The 15,319-nt window shown below is 56.4% G+C and carries 13 protein-coding genes; 6 read left to right on the forward strand and 7 right to left on the reverse strand.

What is annotated here, in order from left to right:
• The first annotated feature begins 376 nt into the window (after positions 1 to 376).
• Positions 377 to 1,123 (forward strand): MipA/OmpV family protein, encoded by a 747-nt coding sequence (locus FFS28_RS00105; RefSeq protein ID WP_006174807.1) that lies wholly within the window; start codon positions 377 to 379, stop codon positions 1,121 to 1,123.
• 698 nt (positions 1,124 to 1,821) lie between these two features.
• Here the strand turns inward: FFS28_RS00105 and FFS28_RS00110 are convergent.
• Entirely contained in the window at positions 1,822 to 2,706 is an 885-nt protein-coding gene (locus FFS28_RS00110) for a D-hexose-6-phosphate mutarotase (RefSeq protein ID WP_137848406.1), read from the reverse strand.
• Between the two features lie 74 nt (positions 2,707 to 2,780).
• Positions 2,781 to 3,776 carry a glyceraldehyde-3-phosphate dehydrogenase gene (gene gapA / locus FFS28_RS00115; RefSeq protein WP_039058166.1) on the reverse strand — a complete coding sequence of 332 codons (996 nt, stop codon included), beginning with the start codon at positions 3,774 to 3,776 and terminating at the stop codon, positions 2,781 to 2,783.
• Positions 3,777 to 4,116: 340 nt separating this feature from the next.
• Here gapA and msrB point away from each other — a divergent pair, with 340 nt between their 5' ends.
• The gene (gene msrB / locus FFS28_RS00120; protein WP_137848407.1) at positions 4,117 to 4,530 is read left to right on the forward strand and encodes a peptide-methionine (R)-S-oxide reductase MsrB; all 414 of its coding nucleotides are present in this window, start codon (positions 4,117 to 4,119) and stop codon (positions 4,528 to 4,530) included.
• Between the two features lie 41 nt (positions 4,531 to 4,571).
• Positions 4,572 to 4,844, forward strand: a complete 273-nt coding sequence (locus FFS28_RS00125; RefSeq protein ID WP_006174813.1) for a YeaC family protein — start codon at positions 4,572 to 4,574, stop codon at positions 4,842 to 4,844.
• A gap of 48 nt (positions 4,845 to 4,892) precedes the next feature.
• Here FFS28_RS00125 and chiD read toward each other — a convergent pair whose 3' ends face one another.
• From chiD to sppA, 4 genes are all read right to left on the reverse strand, one after another.
• Positions 4,893 to 6,146, reverse strand: coding sequence for a chitinase ChiD (gene chiD / locus FFS28_RS00130; protein ID WP_137848408.1), 1,254 nt, complete (start codon positions 6,144 to 6,146; stop codon positions 4,893 to 4,895).
• A 217-nt stretch (positions 6,147 to 6,363) separates the two neighbouring features.
• Entirely contained in the window at positions 6,364 to 7,005 is a 642-nt protein-coding gene (gene pncA, locus FFS28_RS00135) for a bifunctional nicotinamidase/pyrazinamidase (RefSeq protein WP_058609059.1), read from the reverse strand.
• A gap of 9 nt (positions 7,006 to 7,014) precedes the next feature.
• Complete coding sequence (gene ansA / locus FFS28_RS00140; protein WP_006174816.1) at positions 7,015 to 8,031, reverse strand: asparaginase; 1,017 nt, start codon at positions 8,029 to 8,031, stop codon at positions 7,015 to 7,017.
• A 58-nt stretch (positions 8,032 to 8,089) separates the two neighbouring features.
• Positions 8,090 to 9,946: a signal peptide peptidase SppA gene (sppA, locus tag FFS28_RS00145; RefSeq protein WP_006174817.1), complete on the reverse strand. Its 1,857-nt coding sequence runs from the start codon at positions 9,944 to 9,946 to the stop codon at positions 8,090 to 8,092.
• 167 nt (positions 9,947 to 10,113) lie between these two features.
• Between sppA and FFS28_RS00150 the strand changes: the two genes are divergently transcribed.
• From FFS28_RS00150 to FFS28_RS00160, 3 genes are all read left to right on the forward strand, one after another.
• Entirely contained in the window at positions 10,114 to 10,665 is a 552-nt protein-coding gene (locus FFS28_RS00150; protein WP_137848409.1) for an NAD(P)H nitroreductase, read from the forward strand.
• A 116-nt stretch (positions 10,666 to 10,781) separates the two neighbouring features.
• Positions 10,782 to 11,825 carry a selenide, water dikinase SelD gene (gene selD / locus FFS28_RS00155; RefSeq protein ID WP_058609057.1) on the forward strand — a complete coding sequence of 348 codons (1,044 nt, stop codon included), beginning with the start codon at positions 10,782 to 10,784 and terminating at the stop codon, positions 11,823 to 11,825.
• Between the two features lie 4 nt (positions 11,826 to 11,829).
• Positions 11,830 to 13,743, forward strand: coding sequence for a DNA topoisomerase III (locus FFS28_RS00160; protein ID WP_058609056.1), 1,914 nt, complete (start codon positions 11,830 to 11,832; stop codon positions 13,741 to 13,743).
• Positions 13,744 to 13,834: 91 nt separating this feature from the next.
• On the opposite strand, the gene gdhA is transcribed toward FFS28_RS00160, so the two are convergent.
• Positions 13,835 to 15,178, reverse strand: a complete 1,344-nt coding sequence (gdhA, locus tag FFS28_RS00165; RefSeq protein WP_058609055.1) for an NADP-specific glutamate dehydrogenase — start codon at positions 15,176 to 15,178, stop codon at positions 13,835 to 13,837.
• Positions 15,179 to 15,319 lie beyond the last annotated feature (141 nt).

Genomic DNA, 15,319 nt, shown 5'->3' on the forward strand with positions numbered 1-15,319 from the left:
GAGGCTCCCGGAAGAGTATTTCTCGCACCTCACTGCCAGAGCAGCAACCTGTATGTCAGGTCGAACGCTAAGCACTGCAGGGTGTTCAGCAAAATCTCCTCTTAAATTAAAGCGTAGATGGCATTTGCAAAACTTGCATGCCGGTAAAATCCAATTTCAATGACATATCAATAACTCATCCAAAAAAATCCATGGATGAGATAAGCCGAACGGGCATTTGTCATTACGCGTTCACATGACTGAAAGCAGGCTGTCATCTGAAAAGTAAAAAATAACAGGTTAATTAACGTGATTAGCGGGTAAAAAATTTGAGGATAGATGTAAATGGCGGTTACACTTCACCCGCTGATTATTTGACTACAGGAAAGAATGGATTGTGACCAAACTCAAACTTCTTGCATTGGGCGTACTTGCCGCCACCGCAGTTAGCACCGCACAGGCGGAAAGTCAGTGGACCGTTGGTGCGGGCGTGGGAGTCATCAACAGCCCATACAAACAATACGATCGCGATGTTTATCCCGTTCCGGTTGTCACCTATGAAGGGGATAACGTTTGGTTCCGTGGCCTGGGCGGCGGCTATTATCTGTGGAACGATACGTCAGATAAACTCTCCATCATGGCGTATTACGATCCTACGCACTTCCGTCCGGGCGACAGCGACAGCCGTGCGCTGCGCGAACTGGACAAGCGTAAAGGCACCCTGATGGCGGGTCTCTCTTACGTCCATAATACCGAGTATGGTTTCCTGCGTACCGCGCTGGCAGGCGATACGCTGGATAACAGCAACGGCTATATCTGGGATCTGGCGTGGCTTTATCGCTACAACAACGGCGCGCTGACCATTACCCCGGGTATTGGCGTGCAGTACAGCAGCGAAAACTATAACGACTACTATTACGGTGTTTCTAAAAACGAATCCCGCCGCAGCGGCCTGAAAAGCTACGATGCGGACGATGGCTGGGATCCGTACCTGGAGCTGAGCGCCAACTACAACTTCCTCGGTGACTGGAGCGTGTACGGTACTGGCCGCTACATCCGCCTGAGCGATGAAGTGAAAGATAGCCCAATGGTCGACAAGTCCTGGTCGGGTATCTTCTCGGTGGGTGTGACCTACAAGTTCTGATGATGCACGGTGAACGTGCATAATGAGTATCACAACGGGGCGCTTGCGCCCCGTTTGCTTTAGGCTGGGGCAACCAAACAGGAGAGTGATATGAGCGTAAAAACCGTGACATTTTCCGGGCAGAGTCCGCTGCCTGCCATCCGCTCATCAATGAGATTGCCCATCGGCGTCCATTGAACATGTTAAAGCGAATGCGGGCGCGTTAGATATTCTGCTGACTGCGGCTTTTCCCTCCCCCCGGGGGACTGAGGAATCCCCAGAAATTACAGCCTGGCACAGAATACTCCCTCTCCATTCAGGGAGAGGGCAGGGGTGAGGGGGGACATACGGCTGTGGTGGTTATTCCGTTCACTTTACGAGCCTTGCTACTCTGGAATCACACGACTTGTGAACGTGTTAAGGAGGCTCACCGCCGCCTCCTTAACAATCCGGGCTCCCGGCAAAGAAAATCGCCGCTTCGCAGTGACTTCGGCTAATTCCTTCCTACTTATCGGGGACGGGCGGAGGCAACGTCCCTGTAAATCCGCCCTCTCGGCGCATCCCTGCGCCTCGCCCCGGCCGGAAGGAAACGCCTCAGCGATTTTCAGCCGGACCGGGATGTCGCTTTAAATTATTTATTCCGTTAATAAAATCCTAATCGCTTCCGGTTAAAAATTTTCTGGGGAACCCTCTCCCCGAAGGGAGAGGGGCGTTTCGTCTTAGCGCTTAATGATGCTAATGGTCTGGCCTAAACGAGACGGATTTTCTACACTGGTTTTCTGCGGCGCGGTCACGCAGGCGGTTTCTACACAGACAAAGGTCTTGTAGCCGTCATCCGGCACGTCGGCCATGCTGACGGAGAGCGCCGGACCAGGGTTCCAGCCCACCACGTTGCTGTGGTGATGGTGTACAACGTTGATAGCGCGATTCAGGGCGCTGTCGTGGATCACGCTACAGGCTTCCGGATGCAGGTACACGCGGTCGGTGCGGTCCGGGAAGGTCTGTACGCCGTCGTCCAGTTTGCCCTCTTTGGCGTTATCCACTTTGTCGATAAAGGTATCGCCGAGTCCACTCACCTTGACCGCGTTGATGTCACCCACGTTGAAATAGGTGTGCAGGGCGCTGGTGGTCTCGAACTCGCCGTGAGCTTCCAGCTCGATTTCGCAGGTTTTACCCAGCTTGAAACGCGCGTACAGCGTGAAGTCGTGCGGCCACAGAGCGCGGGTTTCATCATTCGCCTGAAGCTCAAAGGTGAGCACCGCGCCGTTGTCATCATCATTGTGGGCTTTCAGCGTCCACTGCTGGTTGCGGGCAAACCCGTGCGCCGGCAGACCCTGCTGCGCGGCCGGGCCAAACCACGGCCAGCAAACAGGTACGCCGCCGCGAATGGCTGCGCCTTTTTTAAAAGAGGTCGCTTCGCTCAGCCACAGCGCTTCGTCTTCACCCTCGGGTTTCCACGAGAGAAGATGCGCACCGTTCAGGGCGATTGAAGCCTTGACGCGCGGGTGGTCTACGACGATCACGTCAGCACCGTCAATCTGACGGCGGGAAAGCACAGGGGTAAGTTGTTCGACTACCGGAAGTGCAAATATTTTATTAATCATTCAGCAATCCTCTGTCTTTAAACAATAAAAAAGGCGACCGAAGTCGCCTTTTTGGATCAGATTCTCATCTCAACTTATTTGGAGATGTGAGCGATCAGGTCCAGTACTTTGTTAGAGTAGCCGGTTTCGTTGTCGTACCAGGAAACCAGTTTAACGAAGTTGTCGTTCAGCGCGATACCTGCTTTAGCATCGAATACTGAAGTGCAGATTTCGCCGTTGAAATCGGTAGAAACAACGTCGTCTTCGGTGTAGCCCAGAACGCCTTTCATTGCGCCTTCGGAAGCAGCTTTGATTGCTTTCTTAATTTCTTCATAAGAAGCAGCTTTTTCCAGACGAACGGTCAGGTCAACAACGGATACGTTAGGAGTTGGAACGCGGAACGCCATACCCGTCAGTTTGCCATTCAGTTCTGGCAGCACTTTACCTACAGCTTTAGCAGCACCGGTAGAAGATGGGATGATGTTCTGAGCCGCGCCACGGCCGCCGCGCCAGTCTTTGTGAGACGGGCCATCAACGGTTTTCTGGGTTGCGGTCGTTGCGTGAACGGTGGTCATCAGGCCTTCAACGATACCGAAGTTGTCGTTGATAACTTTAGCCAGTGGTGCCAGGCAGTTGGTGGTGCAGGATGCGTTGGAAACGATGTCCTGGCCAGCGTAAGTTTCGAAGTTTGCACCGCGAACGAACATTGGGGTGTTGTCTTTGGAAGGACCAGTCAGAACAACTTTCTTCGCGCCCGCAGTGATGTGTTTACGCGCAGTTTCGTCGGTCAGGAAGATACCGGTTGCTTCTGCAACAACGTCAACACCGATTTCGTTCCATTTCAGGTTAGCTGGGTCTTTCTCAGCAGTCACGCGGATGGTTTTGCCGTTAACAACCAGGTGGCCGTCTTTCACTTCAACGGTGCCGTTGAAACGACCGTGAGTTGAGTCGTACTTCAGCATGTACGCCATGTATTCAGCGTCCAGGAGATCGTTGATACCAACGATTTCGATGTCAGAACGTTCCTGAGCAGCACGGAAAACAATACGGCCGATACGGCCAAAACCGTTGATACCTACTTTGATAGTCATATATTCCACCAGCTATTTGTTAGTGAATAAAAGGTTGCCTGTAAAATTACAAAAACCTTACGCAGCGTCAAGCGGAATCGTGTCAATCATTGCGACAAATCAATCCTATGACCAACGTTGTGCGACTGACTCGCCTCACTTTCCCTTTGAGCTAGCAACCACATGGGGGCTGCGCCCGGAATTTTAAAGGCCTCTCAGGAATAAAGTGTGAAACAGATCACAATTGCCTGTCCGCCTTTTCGCGACTAATAAGTTTAGAACAAAAGTCTACGCGCGGGTGTTAATGTTTTGTTAGAATCGGGGTTAAAAGATGTCTGTTTCTACAGCGAGATGTGAGCATATGTCGAACCAACGTAACCCCGAAGATCTGAAAAAAGACCTGACCGAGATGCAGTTTTACGTGACGCAGAATCACGGGACTGAACCCCCATTCACCGGGCGTTTTCTGCACAACAAGCGCGACGGCGTCTACCACTGTCTGGTGTGCGATGCCCCCCTGTTCAATTCACAAACAAAATATGATTCCGGCTGCGGCTGGCCGAGTTTTTATGAGCCGGTAAGCGATGACGCCATTCGTTATCTGACCGACTCGTCGCACGGCATGGTACGCACCGAGATCCGCTGCGGTAACTGTGATGCGCACCTCGGACATGTCTTCCCGGATGGCCCACAACCTACGGGCGAGCGTTTTTGCGTTAACTCTGCGTCCATGAGCTTCACCGATGACGAAAACGGCGACCAGACCAAAGGTTGAAGAAACGATTCAGCAAATTATTCCTTTGAACGGGAGACATCATGAATATTGATGACATGATCGGCGGGATGACGCAGGAAATTTATCAGCGTCTGGTCACGGCGGTCGAGCTGGGAAAATGGCCGGATGGCGTGGCCCTGACGCCAGAGCAAAAAGAGAACAGCCTGCAACTGGTGATGTTGTGGCAGGCGCGCCATAACACCGACGCGCAGCACATGACGATCGACACCCAGGGGCAGATGGTGATGAAGAGCAAGCGGGAACTGAAAGAAGATTTCGGCATTGCGCCGAAGCCGATTGCCACCTTCAAATAGCGCTCTCTGAGCATGCCGGGTAACGTTGACGCCACCCGGCTGCTTCACTTAGTGCTTAATCCCCAGCGATGTCGCCAGCTGCTTCGCAAGCTGGTTTTTATCGTCCGCGCCATATTCCCAGAACATCGCCCCGGCCAGACCTTTCTCCTTGATGTAGTCCGCTTTGAGCGCCACTGAGTGTGGGTTCTCATAAGAGAGGGCAAACAGCGCCTTACCGTCGGCAGACGTGACGGAGAGCCACGGCACTTTTGCCTGATCGTCCCAGTGCTCCGTAAAGCGTTTCTGCGGATCGTTCAGCAACTTTTTCACGATGTCGTTGTACTTCACATAGGTGTCTTTGGTCAGGTCATAACCGAGTGATTTGAACAAACCGATCTCCTGCGGCCCGAAATAGGGCTGTGTCACCGGATTTTTCTGCGCATCCGGTTTGCTCCAGTCGATGCCCGGCTCCACGGAGCGTTTTGGAACGCGGCCATAAAAACCGATCCCGAGATTCATCTGCCGGGGCTTCACGCCGGCAGCCAGGTAGTTGTTGACCACAAAATCGACGCTGTATTTATCGGCCGCGGCGACCGTTGGCCAGGCGCTGGAGTCATACAGATTGGCATTGAAGTACTGAGTGCCGTAAGCCATGTCGTAGGTCATCAGGTTGATGTAGTCGAGCAGCGGGGCAACCGCTTTCATGTCAACCCAGCTTTTCGGACTTTCCGCATTCGCTCCAACGGCAATCGTAACCAGCTTCTTGTTACCAAAAGCATCGCGTAACCCTTTCAGCAGCGCGGTGAAATTATCCCGGTCCGCCGGTTGGCTGGCGACCAGCCCCCACGCACCGTTCACCGGAAACTCCCAGTCGAGATCGATCCCATCCAGACCGTATTGATTGACGATCTCCTGCGCGGAGCGGATAAACACCGCGCGCGATGCCTGGGTTGCCGCCGCGCCGGAGAAGCCGCGCGCGCCCCAGCCGCCGACGGAGAGCAGCACTTTCAGGTTCGGGTTCTGTTTGCGCAGGGCAGGGATCAGCGCCAGATCGGACGCCACTTTTGGCGAGAGCCAAATCTGATGCAGTTTTGAAGGATCTTTCAACGCGGCGTTGGTTTCGTCTTTTTCATCGTTGTAGACCAGACCAAACGAGTAGTTGAGGTGGGTTATCTGGCGCACGTCGAGCGTGTTGATGTCGCCACCCGGTCCGGCGGTTACATCGCCGCCGCCGTTGAAATAGCCGACGGACATCAGAGAACTGGCGGAAGCAACCGACGCGCAAAGCAAGGGCAATGCTGCCAGCAAGGGCAAACGTTTCATACAATTTCCTCTTTGACTAAACAATAGTAACCACGCCACGGAAAGGCGTGGCGAAAAAACAACCGGAAAAGAATAGCATTGCCGCTTCGCCTGAGATGCGAGGGAGTTCACTTTATGAGGGATTGATAAGTGGATTGCCGGGTGGCGGCTGCGCCTTACCCGGCCTACTAAACCGAATCGTAGGCCGGGTAAGCGTTAGCGCCACCCGGCTTAAAACCTACGCCTGCGTCTCCTGCCAGTCAGCCAGCGTATACAGCGTGGCACCTTCCGCCGCCATATCCATAAACGCCTGAGCGCTGTCCTGCGGCTGAATGTTCACGCCGCGACAGCCGTCGGTAATTACGCTGACGGTGTAGCCAAGCTGCAACGCATCCAGCACGGTGAACTTCACGCAATAATCCGTTGCCAGCCCCATAACAATCAGCTCGGTGATTTCATGGTGCCGCAGCCACGCGTCCAGCGCCGTTTTCTGACGATGACCGTTGTCGAAAAAGGCGCTGTAGCTGTCGATGGCCGGGTTTTCCCCTTTATGGAACACCGCATCAATGGCTTTCTGATTGAGCAGCGGGTGCAGCTCCGCGCCCTCGGTCTGCTGTACGCAGTGATCGGGCCAGAAGGTTTGCGCCAGTCCGTCCAGTTCGCCCTGGCTGTAAGGCTCAGCGTTGTGCTGGCTGGCAAAGCTACCGTGGTTGGCCGGATGCCAGTCCTGGCTTGCCACTACCGCTTCGCCGCGTGCTTTACACCAGTCGATCAGCGTATTCGCCACGTCAACGGTGCTGTCGCCTTCCGCGACGGCGAGCGCGCCGCCCGCACAAAAATCATTTTGCAAATCGACCAGTAACAGAGCGCGTTGCTTCATAAAGCCTCCTTATTCGTCCGGGGTCAGTTCGCCGCGCAGGTTTTGCATCATCGCGCGGCGAATGGACGCTATGTCCAGATCCTGACTCAGTAAATAGTGAAGTTTAGTCAGCGTGGCCTCGACGGTCATATCAAAACCGCTAATTACGCCCGCATGGGCCAACGCGTTGCCGGTGGCGTAGCCGCCCATGTTCACCTTGCCGGACATGCACTGAGTCAGGTTGACTACCACGATCCCGCGATCGCTTGCCTCCTGAAGCTCTTTCAGGAACTCACCGTTTTGCGGGGCATTACCCACGCCGTAGGAGCGCAGGATCAGCGCCTTCACCGGCTGGCGCAGGAAGTTGCGCACCACATCGGCCGAGATCCCCGGATAAATGGTGACCACGCCAATCGGCTGCGGCGTGATCGGGTGGACGATCAGCTCGCCTGCGGTATTGGGTGCCGGTGGGGTGCCAAGACGACGAATATGAATGCCCGCTTCAAGCAGCGGCGGCAGGTTGGGGGACGCAAACGCGTCGAAGCCATCCGCGTGCGCTTTCGTCGTGCGGTTGCCGCGATAGAGACGGTTATTGAAGAACAGGGACACTTCGTTAATCGGGTAGTTGGCCGCAACGTACAGGGAGTTCAGCAGGTTGATCTGCCCGTCCGAGCGCAGTTCCGCCAGCGGAATTTGTGAGCCGGTGACGATAACCGGTTTACTCAAATTCTCGAGCATGAACGAGAGCGCCGAGGCGGTGAAGGCCATCGTATCGGTGCCGTGCAGGATCACAAACCCATCGTAGTCGTCGTAATGGGCTTTGATGTCTTCCGCAATATGCTGCCAGTCTTCCGGCGTCATGTCGGAGGAGTCCATCAGCGGCGCATACTCGTGAATGGTAAAGTCAGGCATTTCCGGGCGGTGGAACTCCGGCATCAGGGCAAGCTGACGCTGGAGATGGCCGGAGACCGGAATATAGCCGTTTTCGGAACGCTGCATACCAATGGTACCGCCGGTATAGGCGACGTAAATCGATTTCTTCTGCATGAGGTTGAATTCTGTTGCTTAAACGAAAAATCCCCTCTTCATGGAAGAGGGGACGAATTTAACGGACGTTAGCACAGGTCAGACAAAACGCGTAACGGCTTTGCGGGTCGTTAAAGGCCGCGAGTTTGTCGCTCTCCGCCTTCATCGCTTTTGCCGCAGTGGCGACAGGCGCAGGCAGATAAGCCTGCATCGCTTCAGGCAGCATCGCGCGCACGGAAACGGACATGCTGTTCATCACCATATCGAAGAACGATGGCTCGTCCTGATAATAGTCCACATGCCACTGCTTGAGTTTTGCCAGCTCTGCCGCTTTTTTCACGGCGTCATCGAAATCACCCAGGCTGTCTACCAGACCGTTGCTTTTCGCATCCTGACCGGTCCAGACGTGGCCTTGCGCAATCTGGTCAATCTGCTCTGGCGTTTTTTTACGGGAGTCTGCAACCAGGGTAATAAAGCGCTTGTACCCGTTCTCAATGCTGAGCTGCATCATTTCCGAGACTTCCGGTGGCAGAGACTTGGTTACCGAAACATCGGCCAGCGGTGAAGTGGCGACGCCATCGGTATGCACGCCGAGATAATCCAGGCTGTTTTCAACGGTGTTAATGACCCCGAAGATACCAATTGAGCCAGTCAGCGTGCTGGGGTTCGCCACGATGTAGTTCGCAGGCGTGGAGATCCAGTAGCCGCCGGATGCTGCCATTCCGCCCATCGAGACCACCACCGGCTTACCTGCGGCACGCGCGGCGGCCAGCTCGGCGCGGATCACCTCAGAGGCGCTGACGCTGCCGCCTGGGCTGTTTACGCGCAGAACAATCGCTTTCACCTTCGGATCGAGGCGCGCATCGCGGATTTGTGATGCGGTCGTATCGCCGCCCACGTTCCCCGGCGTTTCCTGGCCGTCCATAATCGCGCCGTTAGCAAAGACCACCGCGATGCTGTCGCCGCTGTCATCCGGTTTTTTCGCCGCGTAATCGTACATGCTGATGGCGCTGTAGTTTTTGTCCTCTTTACTCCAGCCAAACTGTTTGGTCAGCGCTTTTTCAACGTCAGCGCTTGAGCCGAGCGCGTCGACCAGCTTGTTGTCGAGAGCATATTTGGCGGTATCGCCGTCGGCTTTACGCAATCCGTCCAGCACGCCCTGCGCGCCAGGGAAGACTTGCTCTTTGGTGATTTGACGGTTCGCGGCGATGGTGCCCAGATAGTTTTGCCACAGCTCGCCAATCCAGCGGCTGTCCGCTTCACGGGCCGCAGGCGACATATCGTCACGGATGAACGGTTCAACGGCAGATTTATAGGTGCCGACGCGGAAGACGTGGGTTGTGACTTTCAGCTTGTCGAGCAGCGATTTGTAGTACAGGCCGTTGGTCGCGAAGCCGTGCAGGTCAACCGTGCCCTGCGGCGAAAGCCAGATTTTATTGGCGAAGCTTGCCAGATAGTATTGCCCCTGGCTGTAGCTGTCGCCGACGGCAATCACCGGCTTACCGGCGTCACGGAATTCGCGCAGCGCTTTGCCGATGTACTGCATCGACGGCTGATCGGCCCCGGCAAAATCTTTCAGGTCGAGCACGATACCGGTGATGTTGCGGTCGTCTTTTGCCTGGCGGATGGTGTCCACAATATCGAACAGGGAGTTTTCCTGCAGGCGGTCGGAGGTTGCGCCAAACAGCTGGCGGCCAATCACGCCCAGGCGGTTGCTGGTGGATGGTTTATCCACGATCACCCCGGTGATATCAAGCAGCAGCGCACCGCGCGTTGAATGCTGTGCCTGGCTTGTGCTGCTGATGTGCATCCAGATGCCTACGCAAACCAGCACCAGGAAGATGAAGAAAATGTTCATCACCAGGTTGCGGACGAAGTTGAGCAGTCGCCACGTCCATTTAAAGAAACCGGCAAAGATTCGCCAAAGGGTTCGCATGTATTCTCCCTAACCAGAAAATGACTGTTTCCGTCGACACGAGACGGCAATGTGGGGTTATCGTAATGACCCAACCGCCTCTTGTCAGCAGGAATCGCCTGCCGCGCTGTAACAAAATCTGCTGCCGTGTTAATTTTGTGAGCAAATTTCAAGACAGGAGTTAACCAATGGACGCACTTGAACTGCTCGTTAACCGTCGTAGCGCTTCCCGCCTGGCCGAACCGGCCCCTATGGGGGAGCAACTGGAAAATATTTTGCGTGCCGGCCTGCGTGCGCCGGATCATGGCACCCTTCAGCCGTGGCACTTCTTTATTATTGAAGGTGAAGGACGCGAGCGCTTCAGCGCCCTGCTGGAAAAAGGGGCCGTGGCAGCAGGTCAGGATGAGAAGGGCATCGAGAAAGCGCGCAGCGGGCCATTCCGCGCACCAATGATTATCGCCGTAGTGGCGAAATGCCAGCCTGACCATAAAGTGCCCGTCTGGGAGCAGGAGATGTCCGCGGGCTGCGCGGTCATGGCGATGCAAATGGCCGCGCTTGCCCAGGGCTTTAACGGCATCTGGCGTACCGGCCCGCTGACCGAAAGTGCCGCCGTCCGCGAGGGGTTATCCTGCGGTGAGCATGATAAAATTGTCGGTTTCCTCTATCTCGGCACACCGCAGCTGAAAGCCTCAAGCACCATAAACGTGCCGGATACCTCGCCTTTCGTCAGCCGTTTTTAATTCCCCGCGCTAAACTGTCTGGATTCTGAGCATCCGCCGCAGAATTCAGACAGTCATACTTACCTCTTTATGGAATGAGCGCTACCATAGCGCGATTGCAATGACAGGAGATGTCCATGAGCGAGCAAACCATTCGTTTAACGCAATACAGCCACGGAGCCGGTTGCGGTTGTAAAATTTCCCCGAAGGTGCTGGAAACCATCCTGCACAGCGAGCAGGCGAAGTTTGTCGACCCGAACCTGCTTGTCGGCAACGAAACGCGTGACGATGCAGCGGTATATGACCTGGGGAACGGCACCAGCATTATCAGCACCACCGATTTCTTTATGCCGATTGTCGATAACCCGTTTGATTTCGGGCGCATTGCGGCCACCAACGCCATCAGCGATATTTTCGCGATGGGCGGCAAGCCGATCATGGCGATTGCGATCCTGGGCTGGCCGATCAACACCCTTGCGCCGGAAATTGCCCGCGACGTAATCGAAGGCGGACGTTTTGCCTGTCAGCAGGCGGGTATTGCGCTGGCGGGCGGGCACTCTATTGATGCGCCGGAGCCGATTTTTGGTCTGGCCGTGACGGGCGTGGTGCCGACCGAGCGCGTGAAGCGCAACAGCACCGCGCAGGCGGGCTGCAAACTGTTCCTCACCAAGCCGCTGGGCATTGGCGTGCTGACCACCGCCGAGAAGAAATCGCTGCTCAAGCCGGAGCATATCGGGCTGGCAACGGAAGTGATGTGTCAGATGAACCTGGCCGGTGCGGCTTTTGCCAACATCGACGGGGTGAAAGCCATGACCGACGTCACCGGCTTTGGCCTGCTCGGTCACCTGAGCGAAGTGTGTCAGGGCGCAGGCGTGCAGGCGCAGGTCTGGTATCAGGACGTGCCGAAGCTGCCGGGCGTGGAAGAGTACATTGCGCAGGGCGCGGTACCGGGCGGTACGCAGCGTAACTTCGCCAGCTACGGTCATCTAATGGGTGAGATGCCTGAGGCATGGCGCGACCTGCTGTGCGATCCGCAAACCTCCGGCGGCCTGCTGCTGGCGGTCACGCCGGAAGCAGAAGCGGATGTTCAGGCGACCGCCGCTGAGTTTGGCATCACCCTGACGGCGATCGGCGAGCTGGTTACCGCCCGCGGTGGCCGTCCGATGATTGAGATCCGTTAATTCGATGCGGTTGTTTATTGCCGAAAAGCCAAGTCTGGCCCGAGCCATTGCCGATGTGCTGCCTAAACCGCATCGCAAAGGCGACGGCTTTATCGAATGCGGAAACGGGCAGGTGGTGACCTGGTGTATCGGTCACCTGCTCGAGCAGGCGCAGCCGGATGTCTATGACAGCCGCTATGCCCGCTGGAACCTCAATGACCTGCCCATCGTGCCGGAAAAATGGCGGTTGCAGCCCCGGCCCTCGGTGACCAAACAGCTCAACGTCATCAAGCGCTTCCTGCATGAGGCGTCTGAAGTCATCCACGCGGGTGACCCGGACAGAGAAGGGCAACTGCTGGTGGACGAGGTGCTGGATTATCTTGAGCTGGCCCCGGAAAAACGCCAGCAGGTGCAGCGCTGCCTGATCAACGACCTCAACCCGCAGGCGGTGGAGCGTGCAATTACGCGTCTGCGCGCCAACAGCGAATTTATCCCGCTGTGCGTCTCGGCGCTGGCGCGTGCGCGTGCGGACTGGCTCTATGGCATCAATATGACCCGCGCCTACACCATTCTCGGGCGCAACGCGGGTTATCAGGGCGTGCTCTCCGTCGGGCGCGTTCAGACGCCGGTGCTGGGGCTGGTGGTACGGCGTGATGAAGAGATCGAAAACTTCGTCGCCAAAGACTTCTTCGAAGTGAAAGCGCACATCGTTACCCCGAAGGACGAACGGTTTACCGCCGTCTGGCAGCCGAGTGATGCCTGCGAATCTTATCAGGACGAAGAGGGGCGACTGCTGCACCGCCCGCTGGCGGAGCACGTCGTTAACCGCATTACCGGTCAGCCCGCTATCGTCACCAGCTATAACGATAAACGGGAATCAGAACCCGCGCCGCTGCCGTTTTCGCTCTCTGCCCTGCAGATTGAGGCCGCCAAACGCTTTGGTCTGAGCGCGCAGAACGTGCTGGACATCTGCCAGAAACTCTACGAAACCCATAAACTTATCACCTATCCGCGTTCGGACAGCCGTTATCTGCCGGAAGAACATTTTGCCGGGCGTCACGCGGTGATGAACGCGATTGGCGTCCACGCGCCGGACCTGCTGCCGCAGCCTGCCGTGAACCCGGATACCCGTAACCGCTGCTGGGACGATAAAAAGGTGGATGCCCACCACGCCATCATCCCGACGGCGCGCACCAGCAACGTCAATCTCACGGAAAACGAGTCAAAGGTCTATAACCTGGTGGCCCGTCAGTACCTGATGCAGTTCTGCCCGGATGCGGTATTCCGCAAATGTGTGATTGAACTCGACATCGCCAAAGGCAAATTTGTCGCTAAAGCGCGTTTCCTGGCGGAAGCGGGCTGGCGCACGCTGCTGGGCAACAAAGAGCGTGACGAAGAAAACGACGGCACGCCGCTGCCGGTGGTGGCAAAAGACGATGAACTGTTGTGTGAGAAAGGCGAAGTGGTGGAGCGTCAGACCCAGCCGCCGCGTCATTTCACCGATGCGACGCTGCTGTCGGCGATGACCGGTATCGCGCGTTTTGTGCAGGATAAAGATCTGAAGAAGATCCTGCGGGCCACCGACGGACTGGGGACGGAAGCGACCCGCGCGGGGATCATCGAGCTGCTGTTTAAACGCGGCTTCCTCGAGAAAAAAGGGCGCTACATTCATTCAACGGAACCGGGCAGGGCGTTGATCCACTCCCTGCCGGAGCTGGCTGCGAGGCCGGACATGACCGCGCACTGGGAATCGGTGCTGACGCAAATCAGTGAAAAGCAGTGCCGCTATCAGGACTTTATGCAGCCGCTGGTCGGGACGCTGTATCAGCTGATCGACCAGGCGCGCAGCACGCCGGTGAAGCGCTTCCGGGGAATGGTTGCGCCAGGCGGCGGCGCGAAGAAGCCGTTTAAAAAGAAAAAGAGCGCGGCAGCCTCTTAAACCGTATGCCGCGTAAGGCGCAGCCGCCTGCCAAAAAAAGCCCGGTGGCGCTGACGCTTACCGGGCCTACACGGCGATTCGGCCTGAAATCTTAAATCACACCCTGCCCAATCATCGCATCCGCCACCTTCACGAATCCGGCGATATTGGCACCGCGCACGTAGTTGGTCTGGGATGCCTCACCGCCGTACTCCACGCAGGCGTGATGGATATCCAGCATGATGTGATGCAGGCGCGCGTCCACTTTCTCCGCTTTCCAGCCCATACGCGCGGCGTTTTGCGCCATCTCCAGGCCGGAGGTGGCAACCCCGCCCGCGTTCGCGGCTTTTCCTGGCGCAAACAGCACGCCCGCGTCCAGGAACAGGTCCGTCGCTTCAATGGTGGTTGGCATGTTTGCGCCTTCTGCCACCGCCTTCACGCCGTTGCCAATCAGGGTACGCGCAGCGTCCACGTCCAGTTCGTTCTGCGTGGCACACGGCAGCGCGATATCCACCGGCACTGACCACGGCTGTTTGCCTTCGAGATAGGTCAGGCCAAACTCGCGGGCATAATCGGCCACGCGCCCGTCGCGGCTGGCTTTAATTTCGCACAGGCGAGCCAGCTTCTCAGCCGTAAAGCCTGCTTCGTCCACCACGGTACCGCTGGAGTCAGAGGCCGTAATAACGCGTGCGCCAAACTGCATCGCTTTTTCAATCGCATACTGCGCCACGTTGCCGGAGCCGGAGACGGCCACGCGCATACCTTCAAAGCCTAAACCGTGGCGTTTGAGCATCGCTTCGGTGAAGTAGACCAGGCCGTAGCCGGTCGCTTCCGGGCGGATCAGGCTGCCGCCAAACGACAGGCCTTTACCGGTAAAGACGCAGGCGCTGTTGTTGGAGAGCTTTTTCATCATGCCGGCCATAAAGCCGACCTCGCGACCGCCCACGCCGATATCACCGGCTGGCACGTCGGTGTCCGGGCCAAGATGACGATACAGTTCGGTCATCAGCGCCTGGCAGAAGCGCATGACTTCACCTTCGCTTTTGCCTTTTGGATCGAAATCGCTGCCGCCTTTACCCCCGCCCATCGGCAGGGTGGTCAGGGCGTTTTTGAAGGTCTGCTCAAAGCCGAGGAACTTCAGAATGGAAAGGTTGACGGAAGGGTGGAAGCGCATCCCGCCCTTAAACGGCCCGATGGCGGAGTTAAACTGCACGCGCCATGCGCGGTTAACCTGTACCTGATTGCGATCGTCTACCCACGTCACGCGAAACTGGATCACGCGCTCTGGCTCTACCAGACGTTCCAGCAGGGACAATTGACGATAGCGCGGATTCGCTTCAAGGAAAGGCCACAGGGTGGTCATGACTTCACGAACGGCCTGCGCGAACTCGCTCTGATGCGGGTCGCGCTGTTGAACATGGGTAAGGAAACTGTCCAGAGAGCGTGTCTGATCCATAGATATAAGAACCTCTTATAATCGTTTGTATAATGGCTTATGCGATTTGTGTTGTTTTTTTGACTATACCACCCGCACGGCCCGCAGAGGCAAGCGGAAATTTCTCGCGAAAGGGAAATTCATTATCCGGCTCGGGTCATA

It is taken from the genome of Enterobacter sp. 2VL (genome assembly GCF_005503595.1).
Taxonomy (GTDB): domain Bacteria; phylum Pseudomonadota; class Gammaproteobacteria; order Enterobacterales; family Enterobacteriaceae; genus Enterobacter; species Enterobacter cancerogenus.